This window comes from Streptomyces sp. NBC_00620 (genome assembly GCF_026341825.1).
In the GTDB taxonomy this organism is placed as follows: domain Bacteria; phylum Actinomycetota; class Actinomycetes; order Streptomycetales; family Streptomycetaceae; genus Streptomyces.
In genome coordinates, this window is the sequence record NZ_JAPENY010000003.1 from 869,759 (window position 1) to 884,540 (window position 14,782).

The following is a 14,782-nucleotide window of genomic DNA, read 5'->3' on the forward strand; positions in this document are numbered from 1 at the left end:
GCTCGGTGCGGGTTGGTGCTGGTCACGATCCAATCGCTGCGGCGTTTCGGATCGTTCCTCAGCGAATCCGCCAGGGTCGGAGCTTCTCGGGGTTTCGCACCGCCCAGATATGCCTGATCCGGTCGCCCGCGATCTCGAACGCGAACACGGTCGCGAGGTTGCCGTCCTGCTGCGCGACCAAGCCGGGCAGGCCGTTGACCGTGCACTCCAGGAACTTCGTGCGGTCGCCCGACACACGCGCGATCTCGGCGTAGGCACGTGCGATCTGCTCACCGCCCACGATCGGGTGCAGGTGGGTGACGGCCAGCCCGCCGCCGTCGGCGGTCGCTGTGGCGTCGGGGTCGAGCAGGCTGATCAGGGCGTCGATGTCCTTGGCCTCCCACGCCGTTTTGAACTGCCTGACGATGCCGGCCTGCCCGGCGCTCGGGCCCGCCGGGGTCTGCGCAGTGCCGATGCGACGGCGGGCGGACGAGGCCAGTTGGCGGCACGCCGCCGGAGTGCGGCCGACGATCTCGGCAACCTCGCCGAAGGGGTAGCGGAAGACGTCGTGCAGGACGAACGCGACACGCTCGGCCGGGGTCATGGAATCGAGGACGACCAGGAAGGCCATCGTCACCGACTCGTCGAGGGTGACCCGATCGGCCGGGTCGATCCCGCCGACGCCGGAGCGCCCGGTGATCCACTCCGTGGGCTCGGGCAGCGGTTCCGGGATCCAGTCACCCACATACGTCTCCCGCCTGGCCCGTGCCGAGCCGAGCAGGTTCAGGCAGATGCGGCTGGCGACCGTCACCAGCCAGGCGCCGGGCGACTCGATGGCCTGCTGCTCCCGTGCGGACATGGCGTACCAGCGGGCGTAGGTCTCCTGCACGACGTCCTCGGCGTCGGCAAGAGACCCGAGGAGTCGATAGCCGAGGTTGATCAGCCGGCGCCGCTCGCTCATGATCGCGCTGAGACCCGGATCGCTCTGATCGTCGCCGGGCTCGGCTCTGGTGGTCATGGTCCGGCCGTCTCCCTCGCTCGCTTCTGTGCCTCTACCCGATACGACAAGACAGCGCACGGGAATGTGAGGCCGACGCTCCGCCTCACATTCCGAAGGGCTGCGTTGTCGTACCGGTGATGACGACAACAAGACCGAGAGGGACCCCGATGAACGACTTCCAGGCCATCGCGGACCGCGTCGAGATCGAGGCGCTGCGCGGCGAGTTCACCGACGCGGTGATGATGCGCGACCGACCCCGCCTGGCATCGCTGTTCACACCGGACGGTGCCCTGCGTATGCCCGACATCCCCGCCGAGCAGATCGGCCGCGAGGAGATCCGTGCCGGGGGCGAGCGGCTGCAGAGCCAGTGGGACTTCTTCGTGCAGACCACACACCCCGGCACGATCCTGCTCGACGGCGACACCGCGACCGGCCGCGCCTACGTCCAAGAGCTCGCGCGCACCCTCGACGGACGCCAGGGTCTGAACTACGCCGTCTACCACGACCGCTACCAACGCACCACGGAGGGCTGGAAGTTCGCCGAGCGGTTGTACGAGGTCAGGTACCTCGACACCTCCCCGCTGGCGGGCGCGGCGCCCCACCCGGCGCAGGGCTCCGGGACCAACCCGGCAGACGCCACGGCCACCCCGGCGCCGGCCGCATCCTTCACCGACCCGGCAACGGCCGAACGACTGGAGCGGGTAGCCGCCGCGCTGCGTGCGGGCGGCTTCGCCGCCGAGATCCTGGAGGACGCCGCAGAAGCGCGCGCCCGCATCAAGGACCTGGTGCCCGAGGGCGCCAGCGTCCTCACCGGAGCCAGCGAGACCCTCCGGCTGTCCGGCATCGACGAGGACATCAACACCGGCGGCCGGTACGACGCCATCAGGCCGCGCCTCCTGGCCATCGACCGTGCCACCGGCGCCGACGAGATCCGAAGGCTGGCCGCCGGCCCGGAATTCGTCGTCAACAGCGTCGCCGCGGTCACCGAGACCGGCTCGCTCGTTCTTGCCTCGGGCAGCGGCAGCCAACTCCCTGCCAACGCCGGCGGCGCCGCCCACGCGGTCTGGATCGTCGGCGCGCAAAAGGTGGTGCCTGACCTGAGCACAGCGCTGCGCCGCGTCGAGGAGCACGCCCTCCCACTGGAGAACGCCCGCGCCCAGGCGGTGTACGGGATGCCCAGCGCCGTCAACCGCCTGCTCATCCTCAACGCGGAACCCCACCCAGGGCGCGGCACCGTGCTGCTTCTCCGAGAGGCCATCGGATACTGACCCCGGCCCAGGGTCCGTTTGACTCACGGGCTCAGAGCCAGTCATCGATGGCGGCGATCTGGACGGCGGCTTCGTAGCGGACTGCGAGCTTGTCGCGACGGGTCGCCACGGTTCCGTGCCGCTTGAGGCGGTTGCTTCCACCGCTCCCCGGCACCTGCGATGACCCGCCTGATCTGCCGGTTCAGGGATGGTGCACCGAATGCCTCGGCGCCACGGAAGGGCGCGGTTGGCGCGAGACGAGTGGGCCCGGTCATCCCGCACCGGTAGCGGGCGAGCGCGAGGACGGCCGCTCGCCCTGGTCCCCGGTGTGGGCCACACCGTCGGTATCGGCGTCGGCATCGCCCGCCGGCCGGCAGCGTCGGGCTGGGACATTGCCTTCACCTACTGGCCGCCTACGACGACCGCACGACCTGGGGCACGGAGCCCGGCGCGGCGGGGCGATCAGCCAAGCTCTGGCCGAGATCGGAAACAACCCATACGAAAAGGGCCCCCACAGGCTCTCGCCTGCGAAGACCCTTCACACCGTCGGGACGACAGGATTTGAACCTGCGACCCCTTGACCCCCAGTCAAGTGCGCTACCAAGCTGCGCCACGTCCCGGTGCGTTTCACCCGCGATATCCCGCGAGATCGTGCGAACAGAACTTTACCCCACGCCGGGGGCTGCTCCGTGAGGGGCTCGGGGCGCGCGACAATCGGCTCATGAGCGGGACATCTGAGGTTGAGCAGGGCGACGGGCGGGACCGGGACCCGGACGGGCGGGCGCGGAATGCCCGGCCGCGTGACGGGCTGGGGCGGCCGCTGCCGTATGGCGCGGACGGTGTGGAGCGGCAGCCGGAGGGTCTCGTACGCAGTCCCGAGGCGACCGTCGCCGAGGCGCAGGCCCTGCTGGACGGCGGGAAACCGTTCCACGCGCACGAGGTCTTCGAGGACGCCTGGAAGGCGGGCCCGGAAGAGGAGCGCGCGCTGTGGCGGGGCCTGGCCCAGCTCGCAGTGGGGCTCACACACGCGGCCAGGGGCAATACGACGGGTGGCGCCCGGCTGCTGCGGCGCGGTGCCGGGGCGGTGGAGGAGTGGTCTTCGGTGACCGGCCGGGCACACCCGTACGGGATGGAGCTCGGGGAACTGGCAGCCTGGGCAAGGGAGTTGGCGGGAGTCGTGGAGCGGGACGGTACGGCGATCAGCGCGGAGACATGGGCGCCGCGGCTGCTGGGACGCGGAGCCTGACGCGGCCGTCGCCTCGGGGCACCCCGGATGCGGTGGACCCACTGTCAGTGGCGTGCGGCAGACTCTCGGTGTGCGAAAGATTCATGTCATCGGGATTGGGTCGGGTGACCCCGACCAGCTCACGCTTCAGGCGGTCAAGGCGCTGAGGGACACGGACGTGTTCTTCATCCTGGACAAGGGCGAGGTGAAGGCCGACCTCGTCCAGCTGCGCCGTGACATCCTCGACGCGCACATACCCGAGGGGGCGTACCGGCTGGTCGAGGCACGTGACCCGGACCGCGACCGGGCCGCCGGGGGTTCGGCGTACTCGCCGGCGGTCGGGGACTGGCGCAGCGCCCGTGCCGACATCTACGAGCGGCTGATCTCCGAGGAGCTGGGCGAGGAGGAGAGCGGCGCGTTCCTGGTGTGGGGCGATCCCTCGCTGTACGACAGCACGCTCGGGATTCTGGAGGAGATCCTGGAGCGGGGTGCGGTGGCGTTCACGTACGACGTCGTTCCCGGGATCAGCAGTGTGTCGGCGCTCGTCGCCAGGCACCGCACGGGGCTGAACCGGGTCGCCCGGCCCGTCCAGATCACCACGGGCCGCCGCCTCGCGGAGGGCTTCCCCGACGGCGTCGACGACGTGGTCGTCATGCTCGACGCCCATCAGACCTTCCGGCAGTACGCCGACGAGGACATCGACATCTACTGGGGCGCCTACATAGGCACCCCCGACGAAATCCTCGCCTCCGGCCCGATAGCCGAGGCCGCCCCCCGTATCGAGCGCCTGCGCGCCGAGGCCCGGGAGCGCAAGGGATGGATCATGGACACGTACCTGCTGCGCAGGCGTCCGAAGGGCTAGCGCGCTCGACGGGCGGGGGCCGTACGCCGGGCGGGTCGTCCCGCATGCACATGGCGTCCTCCGGTGTGAAAGTGACGAATGTGACGACCACCGAGGAATCCGTGCCGCCCGCCGCAGAGGCGTCCGCGCCGCCGGTGCTGGACAAGCGGCGGCGCAATGTCGTCTTCGTGACGATCATGCTGGGCATGCTCCTCGCAGCCCTGGACCAGACGATCGTGGGCACCGCCCTGCCGACGATCGTGTCGGATCTCGGCGGCGCCGCGCACATGTCGTGGGTGGTCACGGCGTACCTGCTGGCGGAGACCGTCGCCACGGTGCTGGTCGGCAAGTTCGGTGATCTGTTCGGCCGCAAGGTGGTCTTCCAGGCCTCGGCGATCATCTTCATCACCGGTTCGTTCCTGTGCGGCCTCTCGCCGAACATGACGATGCTGATCCTCTGGCGAGCAGTCCAGGGCATCGGCGCCGGCGGCCTGATGGTCACCGCCATGGCCCTGATCGCGGATGTCATTCCGCTTCGGGAGCGTGGCAAGTACCAGGGCGCGATCGGTGCCGTCTTCGGTGTGGCCACCGTCATCGGGCCTCTGCTCGGCGGTCTGTTCACGGACCACCTGACCTGGCGCTGGGCCTTCTACGTCAACGTGCCCATCGCAATCGTCGTGGTCATCGCCGCGGCCCGCACCATCCCCGTCGTGAAGACGGCGATCCGCCCCGTCATCGACTATCTGGGCATCGCCTTCGTCGCGATCGGCGCCAGCGCCCTGATCCTGGCTACGAGTTGGGGCGGCAACGAGTACGCCTGGGGTTCGGGCATGATCATCGGCCTGTTCGTGGGCGGTGTGATCGCGCTCGGCCTGTTCTGCTGGGTCGAGACACGCGCGGCCCAGCCGACGCTGCCGATGCGCCTGTTCGCCAACCCCGTCTTCACGGTGTGCTCGATCCTCAGTTTCATCGTGGGCTTCGCGATGCTCGGCGCGCTGACGTTCCTGCCGACGTATCTGCAGTACGTCGACGGCGACTCGGCCACGGTCTCCGGTATCCGCACGCTGCCCATGGTCATCGGCCTGCTCATCGCCTCGGTGTTCAGCGGCAATGTGGTCAGCAAGACCGGGCAGTACCGGATCTTCCCGATCGTCGGCTCCCTGGTGATGGGCGTCGGCCTCTATCTGCTCTCCCTGATGGGACCGGACACCAGCGCCTGGCTGGCATCGCTGTACATGTTCGTGCTCGGCACCGGGATCGGCCTGTGCATGCAGGTGCTGACGATCGCCGTGCAGAACACCGTGGCCTACTCCGACCTCGGCACGGCGACCTCCGGCGTCACCTTCTTCCGTACGCTGGGCAGTTCGTTCGGCACAGCCGTCTTCGGCACGATCTACACCAACATGCTGAAGACGAACCTCGCCGACGGGGTCGGCGAGGCCACCCGGACCGGTGCGGCGGATCCGGCCGTGATCGCCCAGGCCTCGCAGAGCCCGGAAGGGCTGCACAAACTGCCGTCGGCCGCGGCCGAGCCCATCGTCAGGGCGTACGCCGACACACTCCAGGCCGTCTTCCTCTGGACGGTCCCGGTCGCGGTCCTCGGCTTCATCGTGGCCCTGTTCCTCAAGCAGGTGCAGCTGCGCGACAGTGCGCGGATGGGCTCGACCGACATGGGCGAGGGCTTCGCGTCCCCGTCCAGCGCCGATTCGCGGCGGGTCCTGGAAGCCTCGGTGGGAAAGATCATCGGCACTACTCGGCTGGAGACCGCGCGCCGCATCATCGCGGAGTCCGACACCCGCCTCGACATCGCCGGGGCGTGGGCCGTGATGCAGGTGGAGCTGTTCACCCGGATGGTCGGCCATGCCAGTCTCGAGCTGATCTCCGCCCGGCGCCGAATGCCCCCGGAGGTCCTGGTCCCGGTCTTCGACCGCATGGTCCAGGAGGGCTACCTCACCCGTCACGGCTCACTCTTCTCGCACACCGCGGCGGGCGAGCGGGAGGCGCAGGTCATCGGCAATGCGTGGGGTTCCTGGCTCGCCGAGCGCGTGGAGCAGGACATCGGCCGCCCGTCCGGCGACGACCTGCGCGTCGCCGTCGACTCCATCGCCAAGCGTCTTCTGGTCGAGGACCTGACGACCGGCCTGCCGGCCAGCCGGAATCCGGAGCAGGCCTCCAGTACGTCGAGCTGACGGGTCAGGCACGCACGCCCGTCAGAGCGGGCCGAGGTCCAGCCGGGCCAGAGCCGACGCGACGTCCGGGACCGGGTTCACGCCCTCCGGGAGAGGCGGGCGGCGTACGACGACCACGGGCAGCCCGAGGTCCCGTGCGGCCGTGAGCTTCGCCGCCGTCGCCGCTCCCCCGCTGTCCTTGGTCACCAGGACGTCGATGCGGTGCTCGCGCAGCAGCGTCCTCTCGCCGTCCACCGTGAACGGACCGCGCGCAAGCAGCACCTCGACATCCCTGGGCAGCGGCGGCTCGGGCGCCTCCACCGACCGTACGAGAAAGTGGAGTCCGGGCAGCTCCGCGAAGGCCGCGAGTCCCAGGCGGCCCGTGGTGAGGAAGACGCGGCGGCCCAACTCCGGGAGCAGCGCGGCGGCTTCGGCGAGGGACGCCGTCGAATGCCACAGGTCACCGGGGCCCGGACGCCAGCCGGGGCGGCGCAGCACCACGGCCGGAACTTCCGTCGCGGCCGCCGCGAGCGCGGCGTTCGCCGTGATGCCCGCCGCGAACGGGTGCGTCGCGTCCACCACGGCGTCCACGCGGTGCTCGCGCAGCCATCGCGCCAGCCCGTCCGCCCCGCCGAATCCGCCGATCCGTACGTCCCCTTCGAGCGAACCCGGCCGGGACACGCGCCCCGCCAGCGACGTGGTCACCCGCACACCCGGACAGGCAGCCAGCCGGGCGGCGAGTTCTCGCGCCTCGGTGGTGCCGCCGAGGATCAGGACGTGGGGGGACATGGCGTCGAGCGTACGGAGGTTGGGGAGGGGGTTCGCGGGGCGGGTCCGGCAGGCAGTGTGTGCGACGGGCCTAAGCGGGTCAGCGCAGCAGCAGCTGCACTCCGCCCACCACCGTCGCCGCGATCACCAGCTGTTCGAAGAGCCGCTGGTTGATCCGGTTCACAGCCCATTTGCCGAGGACCGCACCCGGCAGGACGAAGGCGGCCAGTGCCGCGTCCAGCAGCAGTGAGTTCCCGTCGATCAGGCCGAGGCCGACGCTGAACGGCACCTTCGACACATTGACGATCAGGAAGAAGAAGGCGGACGTGCCGAGGAAACCGAGCTTCCTGAAGCCCGCCGACAGCAGGTACATGGACATCACCGGGCCGCCGGCGTTGGCGACCATCGTGGTGAAGCCGCCGAGCACGCCGTAGGAGCGGGCCTGGATCCGTCCCCTGCGTGTCGCCACGGAGTCGGGTTCCTCGTCCTTGTCGGCGGTCCGTCTGCGCCACAGCGTGACCGCCGCCATCAGCAGGAGGATCGCGCCGATCGAGGTCCGCACCACACCGTCGTCGGCCCACACCAGGAACAGCGTGCCGAAGACGACTCCCACGGCGACCGCCGGGAACAGCCGCCACAGCGTGGGCCAGTGGGCGTGGCGCCGGTAGGTGAGCACCGCGAGCACGTCCCCGACGATGAGGATGGGCAGCAGCACCCCCGTCGAGGCGCGGGCGGGCAGCACGGCGGCGAAGATCGCCAGGCTGACCGTGTTGGCCCCGCTGACTGCAGTCTTCGAGAAGCCGACGAGCAGAGCCGCGGCGGCGAGAGCGGCGAACTCCCAGACGGATATGTGCCAGAGCGTCATCGTGTTCATGCGGGAACCGATGCTATGCCCATGCATCTCGCGCGCGTAAGGACCGTCTCGCCCATTGGCCCCTGGGGCACCGTCGGACCGCAGATGGATGCGGCGCCACCCTCATCGGCTCTTCGCGGGCCACACGCGTACACGCCTCAGGCAAAAAACGCGCCGGCCGGCCGCAGCCCGCCGCCGATGCGCAGAACCGTACGCCGTGACTTCCGGCGTCAGGACTTCCCCGCCGCCGCACCCCCGGGGCACGAATCGCCGCCCACAAGTCCCAACGTGGCGAAGGCGCCCGCGAACGACGCGAAGCCCTCCTCCCCCAGCGGTTCCACGACGCGGCGGCGCACCGAGTCCGCGAACACCCTGGCCGTGGCCGTGGCGGTCTCGCGGCCCTGCGGCGTCAGCGCGGCGTACGTCACCCTGCGGTCCGAGCTCGACGGCCGGCGTTCGACGAGCCCGGCTTCGGCCAGCCGGTCGACCACTCCCGTCGTGCCCGCGGTGGAGAAACCCAGTGTCTGGGCGAGCAGCCGCATCGGGGCCGCCTGCTCCGGAGCGGTGGCCAGGAAGCAGAGCACTTCGAGCAATGACGGCGGCAGTCCGACCTCGCGCTGCGCATCGCCGAGGAGCTGGTCCGTGAGCTCCCGGAATCCGGTCGCCAGAGAGTTCCAGCGCTGGAGCAGCTCAGCCTCCTCGGCACTGGGGCACCCGTCCGCGGCCGCGGCCGCACTGGGGCACTCGGCCGCGGCAGCCCACTCGATCCGCCCCGCTGTCTGCTGGGACTCCCCCATGTACTGGCTCCCGTCGCCCGGTCCCACATCCTGACCCTCTTGTCGAGAATACCCCGGCGAGCTATTATCTCGCTAACTACCTAATAGCTGGCAATATATTGATTCTTCAAGCGGCTGGCTCGCTCAGCAGCATGCGTTCCGGCGCACGGACCGCCGCCGATCTCCCACGGATCACCGTCGACTCCCCCCAGAAACGCTCACGAAAGGCACGACCGATCATGTCCAACACCACCTCGAACTCCCGCTCCTCCGGTTCGCTCACGGACGTCGGCCCGGGCCGCTGGACACTCGATGCGGCCGGTACGTCGGTCCGCATCCAGCACAGGACGATCTGGGGCCTCGTCAATGTCAAGGGCGTGTTCACCAAGGTGAGCGGCGAGGGCGAGGTACTCGCCGGGGGCGGTGCGCACGGCAGTATCACGATCGACGCCGCTTCCCTGGACACCAAGAACGCCAAGCGCGACAAGCACCTGCGCTCCGCGGACCTCTTCGACGTCGACAAGCACCCCTCGATCGTCTTCACCGCCACCGGTGTCACCCCGGCCGGCAACGGCACCGCCCAGGTCACCGGCGAGCTGACCGTGCTCGGCGTGAGCCACGCGCTCTCCTTCACCGCGGAGGCCTCCGAGGTCTCGGCGGACGCGGTCACCCTCACCGCTGAAGTCCAGGTGGACCGCAAGGAGTTCGGCATGACCTGGAACCAGGCCAACATGCTCAAACCCCTGACGTTCGTCACGATAGCCGCGCGCTTCACCCGTCGGTCCGCCTGACGCGGCCCACCCAAACCCCGGGGACACCACCGAGAGCGGAGTGTGGAGGCCCCGGACCGCACCCGACCCGTGGGGACGGGGTGAGGGCGCGGAAACCAGGCCCCGGCGGCGATCTTCTGTCACCCCTTCAGAAGATCGCCGCCGGGGCCTCCGTCATGGGAGGACGGGGCAGGGCGGGGATCCGTGCGGTACCCATCACTCTCCTCCACGACGGCGGCTTGGAGTCGCTCACCGGACCGAAATAGAAACCGGTCACTGTAGGACGATCAGCAAATCCAGCCCCTCGCGCTGCGAAACTACCTGACCACAGGCCCCATTTGACGTACCCGGCCATTGACCCTCTCGTCGAGCGGCACCTACCGTAGAGAACGGTTGCTATCACCCACCAGGTCGACCACATGGAACTGGAACGCGCCGCATGACCCCGGCCGCAACAAGGCCGCGGGTCGCCCTGCCGGAGCCGTCTCGGCCGTACTCCCGCAGGTGGCACGCCGTTAAGGTGAGCGTCTACGCAGGTGCACGGGGTGGAGGGAAGTAAAACGGTGGACAAGAACGCGGCGGCCTCACCCCACGGCGATGCCTCGACGGTCAGGGATGTCGCCGCGCGGGCGGGAGTGTCGGCGTCCACGGTCTCCCGTGTGCTCGGTGGCACCTACCCGGTGGCCAAGGCCACCCGCGCCAGGGTCCTCAAGGCCATGCGCGAGCTCGACTATGTGGTCAACGCACACGCCCGGGCCCTTGGCGGCTCGACCAACAAGACCGTGGCGTTCGTCGTCGACGATGTCACCGGGCCGTTCTACGCCTATATCGCCCGGGGCGTGGAGGAGCAGGCGTCCGCCGAGAGCAGGCTCTGCATGCTGTGCACCACGCACGGCGATCCGCAGCGCGTCCTCGCCGTCGTCGAGACGATGCGCGAACAGCGCGCCGACGCCGTGATCGTGGTGGGCGGCGCGTGGGACGACAAGGCCTACCACGACCGCATGACGCACTTCGCGCACGCGCTGGACCGGGCGGGCTCACGACTCGTTCTCATCGGCCGGCCACCGCTCGGCCCGGGCGTGCCCGCCACCGTCGTGGACTACGACAACGAGGGCGGCGCCTTCGCCATGACGACCCATCTGCTGAGCTCGGGCCACCGGCGGGTCGCCTATCTGGGGCGGGTGCCGGGTCTGTCCACCAGCAGCCAGCGCATCAGCGGCTTCACCCGGGCGCACGAGATGCTCGGCCTCGAACTCGACCCGAAGCTGATCGTGGACGGCATCTTCACCCGTAGCTTCGGCTACCGGGGAATGCGTGAACTCCTCGCGTCCGGCATGGAGTTCAGCGCGGTCTTCGCGGGCACCGACATGGTCGCCGCGGGTGCCCTCCAGGCGCTGCGCGAGGCCGGCGTGCGAGTGCCGGACGACATCGCGCTGGCGGGCTACGACGACATCCCGACCGCCATCGACGTGTGTCCGACTCTGACCACGGTCCACGTGCCCTCCGAGGAACTCGGCCGCACCGCCGTCCGGTTGGCGCTGCACCGCGAGGAGTTCCCGGAACGGCAGCACCAGGTGCTCGGTACGCATGTCGTCATACGGGAATCGACTCGGCGGCCCGTCCGCTGACCGCACGTACATCCCACCCGGGGTGCCTCCCGCGCGAGCGCGTGGGAGGCACCCCTTTCCGCTGTTCACCCGCCCCTTTCTAGAAAACGGTTCCTAGCCGACGGAGCGCCGGTCCCCGATGTCGCCTGTTCGAAATGCCGTGCATACAGGGGGCATTCACTGCGAACAGAAGATTTCCGCGTACGACGTCTTGTCCGACGAGTGGCACGGCCCTAGCTTCCGTAGAGACCGATTTCTATCCGTCGCTCAGGCGGGGCCGGGAAGCGGATCGCCACGCCATGCCCAAAATCCGAGGAGGACCCTCATGAACCGCAAGCAGGGCAGAGTGGCCGCTGCGACCGCAGTGGCGCTCTCCGTCGTCCTGGCCGGCTGCGGCAGCGGCGGTGACGACGCGGACGCCGAGGACAAGGGGCCGGTCACCATCGAGATGTGGAGCTGGCGGGAGAACAGGGTCGTCGACCCCATCGTCAAGAAGTTCAACGCGACCCACGCCGGCATCAAGCTGAAGTTCGTGAAGCAGGCCGACAACACCAGCGCGGCCGCCAACCTGCGCAATGCCGTCGCGGCCGGCAAGGGTGTGCCGTGCCTGGTGCAGAACTGGGACGCCGAGGCGCCCAGCGTCGCCGCCGAAGGGCTGGCCGCGGACGTCACGGAGTACATCGAGCCGTACGTCGAGAAGGGGGTCTTCAACGAGTCGGCGCTCGCGTCGGCCCAGGTGAACGGGAAGTACTACGGCATACCCAGCGGCGCCGAGCCGTCGTTCATGATCGTGAACAAGGCGGTCTACGACAAGTACGGCGTCGCGGTCCCCAAGACCTGGGACGAGGTCATCGCCGCCGGCAAGGAGCTGAAGAAGCACGGCGTCTACATCATGAACATGGCCGGAGAGGACCCGTCCACCCTGGTCGGTCTGGTCCAGCAGGCCGGCGGCACCTGGTACAAGATCAACGGCGACAGCTGGCACGTCGACTTCCTGTCCCCCGAGTCGCTGAAGGCCGCCGACGTCATCCAGCGGCTGGTCGACAACAACCTGGTGGCGAACCAGACGTACATGGACAAGCCCGCGCTGATCAACTACTTCGACTCGGGCAAGATGGTCTCCCTGATGACCCAGGTCTGGCAGCTGGGCGCCTACGAAATCGACTACAAGAAGTCGCTGGGCGACTGGCAGCCGGTCGATCTGCCGCAGTTCTCCGACGCGACACGGTTCACGACGATGGCGCACGGCAGGCCCGAGTTCGTCCCCAAGGGCTGCGCGCACCTGAAGGAAGCGGTGGAGGCCGGGATCTGGAAGTCGACCAGCAAGGACGCGATCGACGCCTCTTACGACCCCAAGACCAAGTCGTACCCATGGCCGAGCACCATTGCCGACCCGTCGCCGTGGATCGACTCGGCGGTGCCCGACAAGCTCTTCGGCCCGCGCAAGTCGGAGGCCAAGGGCGTGATCCAGAAGGCCGTCGAGGGCGGTCAGGACACCTGGGTGGTCGGGCCGAACTACACCGGTGTCTTCGCCGAACTCCAGGACCAGTGGGCCAAGGTCGCCGCCAAGAAGATCACCATGCGTGAAGCCCTTGAGCACATGCAGGAGTTCACCGTCGACGACCTGAAGTCGAAGAACATCAACGTCGAAGGCTGATCACGTGTCCACCGCCGCCAAGCAGCCGCCCCGCGCCCCGCACCTCCGCTGGAAGAGGGTCATGGCGCTCAAGGGCGCCTCCTTCACCCTCCCCTTCTTCCTCGGGTTCGCGCTCTTCACCGTGACCCCTCTGTTCATGGCCCTCAAGGAGAGCCTGTACAGAGCGAAGAGCTCAGGTCTCGGCTTCGGTGAGAAGACCGTCGAGTTCGTCGGCTTCGACAACTTCGCCGAAGGCCTCGCCGACGCCAAGTTCTGGGGCGGCATGGGCCGGGTCGCCGTCTTCGCGGCGATCTGCATCCCGCTGATCCAGGTGGCGAGTGTCGGCCTGGCACTGCTGCTCGACGCGGCCTCGCAGCGCCTCGCCGACCGCTTCCGGCTCCCGCTCCTCGTCCCGTTCATGGTCCCGGGCATCGTCGCCACCCTGATCTGGATCTACCTCTACAGCCCGGACGTCGGTCCGCTCACCCCGTTCTTCGCCCTGTTCGGGATCGACGCCGACTTCTACAGCGGCTCGCTGATCTGGATCTCCATCGGCAACCTCATGGCCTGGAGCAGCATCGGCTTCAACATGCTGATCGTGTACGCCGCCCTGCGCGCCGTACCGCCCGAGATCTACGACAGCGCGCGCATCGACGGCGCCTCGGAATGGCGTATCGCCTGGTCCATCAAGGTGCCGCTGGTCCGCCGCTCCCTGGTGCTCACCACGGTGCTCAGCATCATCGGCACCCTGCAGATCTTCAGCGACCCGATGCTGTTCCGGTCGATGACACCGGAGACCGTCACCCGGGACTTCACCCCGATCATGGCGATCTACGACTGGGCCTTCGCGCAGGGCGAGTTCAACTACGCGGCAGCCCTGTCGATCATCCTGGCCGTCGTGGTCGGCACAGCCTCCGCCATCTTCTACCGGCTCACGAACAAGGCGCCCACCTCATGACCGTAACCATGGACAGGAAGACCGGTCCTGCCGCCGGCAGCAGGCCCCCGCGAGCGAGCCGACGCACGGAACCGGGCCGGGTCCGCCAGACGACTCGCACCAAGACCCTGGTCATCAGCGGCCTGGTGCTCTTCTCTCTGTACTCGCTCCTCCCGGTCTGGTGGCTGATCGTGTCCGCGACCAAGAGCCGCGGCGACCTGTACACCACCAACGGCCTGTGGTTCACCGACATGAACGTCGGCGAGAACCTCCGGCAGCTCTTCACCTATCAGGACGGGATCTTCCTGAGGTGGATGTGGAACACCCTGTTCTACGGCTTCGTCGGCACCGCGGGCATGACGCTGATCTGCGTGGCCTGCGGGTACGGCCTCGCGATGTACGAGTTCCGGGGCAAGGGCTTCCTGATGGGCTGCATCATCGGCTCGTTCCTGGTGCCGGGGGCCCTGCTCACCATCCCGTCGTTCCTGCTCTACACCGACCTGAACCTGATCGACACCCCGTCGGCGATCATCGTGCCGAGCTTCTTCAACGCCTTCTCCGTCTATCTCGCCAAGGTGTACGCGGAAGGCGCCATCCCGCCCGAACTCCTGGAGGCGGCCCGTATCGACGGCGCCGGTGAGTACCGCATCTTCTTCCGGATCGGTGCCCGGCTGATGTCCACCGGAGCCGCGACGATCTTCCTGCTCGGCTTCGTCGGCTCCTGGAACTCCTTCTTCGGACCGCTGGTCTTCCTGCGCAGCAGCGAGAAGTGGACGGTCATGCTCGGTCTGTACTCCTGGCTGAAGGTGAAGACCGACAGCTCGTACGACCTCACCGGCATGGTCGTCGTCGGCTCGATCGTCTCCCTGATCCCGATGGTGATCCTGCTGATCTCCATGCAGCGCTACTGGCGCTCCGGCGTCACGCTCGGCAGCTTGAAGTAGCCCCGGCCCGGCCAACCCCCCATCCGCTCGC

The 14,782-nt window shown here is 68.8% G+C and carries 13 protein-coding genes, 1 tRNA gene and 2 pseudogenes; 10 read left to right on the top strand and 6 right to left on the bottom strand.

Annotated elements, in window-relative coordinates; genetic code table 11:
• Positions 1 to 58: 58 nt before the first annotated feature.
• Positions 59 to 997 (bottom strand): RNA polymerase sigma factor SigJ, encoded by a 939-nt coding sequence (gene sigJ, locus OG246_RS35160; protein ID WP_266472731.1) that lies wholly within the window; start codon positions 995 to 997, stop codon positions 59 to 61.
• A gap of 149 nt (positions 998 to 1,146) precedes the next feature.
• Here sigJ and OG246_RS35165 point away from each other — a divergent pair, with 149 nt between their 5' ends.
• A complete protein-coding gene (locus tag OG246_RS35165) occupies positions 1,147 to 2,247 on the top strand; it encodes an LUD domain-containing protein (RefSeq protein WP_266472732.1) in 1,101 nt (366 codons plus the stop codon).
• Between the two features lie 31 nt (positions 2,248 to 2,278).
• Here the strand turns inward: OG246_RS35165 and OG246_RS35170 are convergent.
• Positions 2,279 to 2,535 (bottom strand): annotated as a pseudogene (locus OG246_RS35170) (IS5/IS1182 family transposase); the annotation flags it as partial.
• On the opposite strand from OG246_RS35170, the pseudogene OG246_RS35175 reads away from it, so the two are divergent.
• Positions 2,474 to 2,679: pseudogene (locus tag OG246_RS35175) on the top strand (hypothetical protein); the annotation flags it as partial. The pseudogenes OG246_RS35170 and OG246_RS35175 overlap by 62 nt on opposite strands.
• Before the next feature lie 93 nt (positions 2,680 to 2,772).
• Here the strand turns inward: OG246_RS35175 and OG246_RS35180 are convergent.
• Positions 2,773 to 2,846 (bottom strand) — tRNA-Pro (locus OG246_RS35180).
• Positions 2,847 to 2,947: 101 nt separating this feature from the next.
• Here OG246_RS35180 and OG246_RS35185 point away from each other — a divergent pair.
• The 3 genes from OG246_RS35185 (at position 2,948) to OG246_RS35195 (ending at position 6,481) form a co-directional block, all read left to right on the top strand.
• Positions 2,948 to 3,472, top strand: coding sequence for a DUF309 domain-containing protein (locus OG246_RS35185; RefSeq protein WP_266472733.1), 525 nt, complete (start codon positions 2,948 to 2,950; stop codon positions 3,470 to 3,472).
• Positions 3,473 to 3,542: 70 nt separating this feature from the next.
• Entirely contained in the window at positions 3,543 to 4,313 is a 771-nt protein-coding gene (cobF, locus tag OG246_RS35190) for a precorrin-6A synthase (deacetylating) (protein ID WP_266472735.1), read from the top strand.
• 80 nt (positions 4,314 to 4,393) lie between these two features.
• Positions 4,394 to 6,481, top strand: coding sequence for an MDR family MFS transporter (locus tag OG246_RS35195; protein ID WP_266474943.1), 2,088 nt, complete (start codon positions 4,394 to 4,396; stop codon positions 6,479 to 6,481).
• 21 nt (positions 6,482 to 6,502) lie between these two features.
• On the opposite strand, the gene OG246_RS35200 is transcribed toward OG246_RS35195, so the two are convergent.
• From OG246_RS35200 to OG246_RS35210, 3 genes are all read right to left on the bottom strand, one after another.
• Entirely contained in the window at positions 6,503 to 7,249 is a 747-nt protein-coding gene (locus tag OG246_RS35200; protein ID WP_266472736.1) for a cobalt-precorrin-6A reductase, read from the bottom strand.
• Positions 7,250 to 7,328: 79 nt separating this feature from the next.
• Positions 7,329 to 8,102 carry a sulfite exporter TauE/SafE family protein gene (locus OG246_RS35205; RefSeq protein ID WP_266472737.1) on the bottom strand — a complete coding sequence of 258 codons (774 nt, stop codon included), beginning with the start codon at positions 8,100 to 8,102 and terminating at the stop codon, positions 7,329 to 7,331.
• A gap of 209 nt (positions 8,103 to 8,311) precedes the next feature.
• Positions 8,312 to 8,878 carry a MarR family winged helix-turn-helix transcriptional regulator gene (locus tag OG246_RS35210; RefSeq protein WP_266472738.1) on the bottom strand — a complete coding sequence of 189 codons (567 nt, stop codon included), beginning with the start codon at positions 8,876 to 8,878 and terminating at the stop codon, positions 8,312 to 8,314.
• A 218-nt stretch (positions 8,879 to 9,096) separates the two neighbouring features.
• Here OG246_RS35210 and OG246_RS35215 point away from each other — a divergent pair, with 218 nt between their 5' ends.
• The 5 genes from OG246_RS35215 to OG246_RS35235 all read left to right on the top strand — a co-directional run bounded on the left by OG246_RS35215 (position 9,097) and on the right by OG246_RS35235 (position 14,751).
• Positions 9,097 to 9,648 carry a YceI family protein gene (locus OG246_RS35215; protein WP_266472739.1) on the top strand — a complete coding sequence of 184 codons (552 nt, stop codon included), beginning with the start codon at positions 9,097 to 9,099 and terminating at the stop codon, positions 9,646 to 9,648.
• 542 nt (positions 9,649 to 10,190) lie between these two features.
• Positions 10,191 to 11,255, top strand: coding sequence for a LacI family DNA-binding transcriptional regulator (locus tag OG246_RS35220; RefSeq protein ID WP_266472740.1), 1,065 nt, complete (start codon positions 10,191 to 10,193; stop codon positions 11,253 to 11,255).
• A 304-nt stretch (positions 11,256 to 11,559) separates the two neighbouring features.
• A complete protein-coding gene (locus tag OG246_RS35225) occupies positions 11,560 to 12,891 on the top strand; it encodes an ABC transporter substrate-binding protein (RefSeq protein WP_266472742.1) in 1,332 nt (443 codons plus the stop codon).
• Positions 12,892 to 12,895: 4 nt separating this feature from the next.
• A complete protein-coding gene (locus OG246_RS35230; RefSeq protein ID WP_323178360.1) occupies positions 12,896 to 13,828 on the top strand; it encodes a sugar ABC transporter permease in 933 nt (310 codons plus the stop codon).
• Entirely contained in the window at positions 13,825 to 14,751 is a 927-nt protein-coding gene (locus OG246_RS35235) for a carbohydrate ABC transporter permease (RefSeq protein WP_266472744.1), read from the top strand. Before OG246_RS35230 ends, OG246_RS35235 begins: the two co-directional genes overlap by 4 nt.
• The last annotated feature ends 31 nt before the right edge of the window (positions 14,752 to 14,782 follow it).

Bases quoted from the DNA above. Each gene is read 5' to 3' on its own strand.
- sigJ (WP_266472731.1), bottom strand. From the start codon at position 997: ATGACCACCAGAGCCGAGCCCGGCGACGATCAGAGCGATCCGGGTCTC.
- OG246_RS35165 (WP_266472732.1), top strand. From the start codon at position 1,147: ATGAACGACTTCCAGGCCATCGCGGACCGCGTCGAGATCGAGGCGCTG.
- OG246_RS35210 (WP_266472738.1), bottom strand. From the start codon at position 8,878: ATGGGGGAGTCCCAGCAGACAGCGGGGCGGATCGAGTGGGCTGCCGCG.
- OG246_RS35235 (WP_266472744.1), top strand. From the start codon at position 13,825: ATGACCGTAACCATGGACAGGAAGACCGGTCCTGCCGCCGGCAGCAGG.
- OG246_RS35205 (WP_266472737.1), bottom strand. From the start codon at position 8,102: ATGAACACGATGACGCTCTGGCACATATCCGTCTGGGAGTTCGCCGCT.
- OG246_RS35215 (WP_266472739.1), top strand. From the start codon at position 9,097: ATGTCCAACACCACCTCGAACTCCCGCTCCTCCGGTTCGCTCACGGAC.
- OG246_RS35200 (WP_266472736.1), bottom strand. From the start codon at position 7,249: ATGTCCCCCCACGTCCTGATCCTCGGCGGCACCACCGAGGCGCGAGAA.
- OG246_RS35225 (WP_266472742.1), top strand. From the start codon at position 11,560: ATGAACCGCAAGCAGGGCAGAGTGGCCGCTGCGACCGCAGTGGCGCTC.
- OG246_RS35185 (WP_266472733.1), top strand. From the start codon at position 2,948: ATGAGCGGGACATCTGAGGTTGAGCAGGGCGACGGGCGGGACCGGGAC.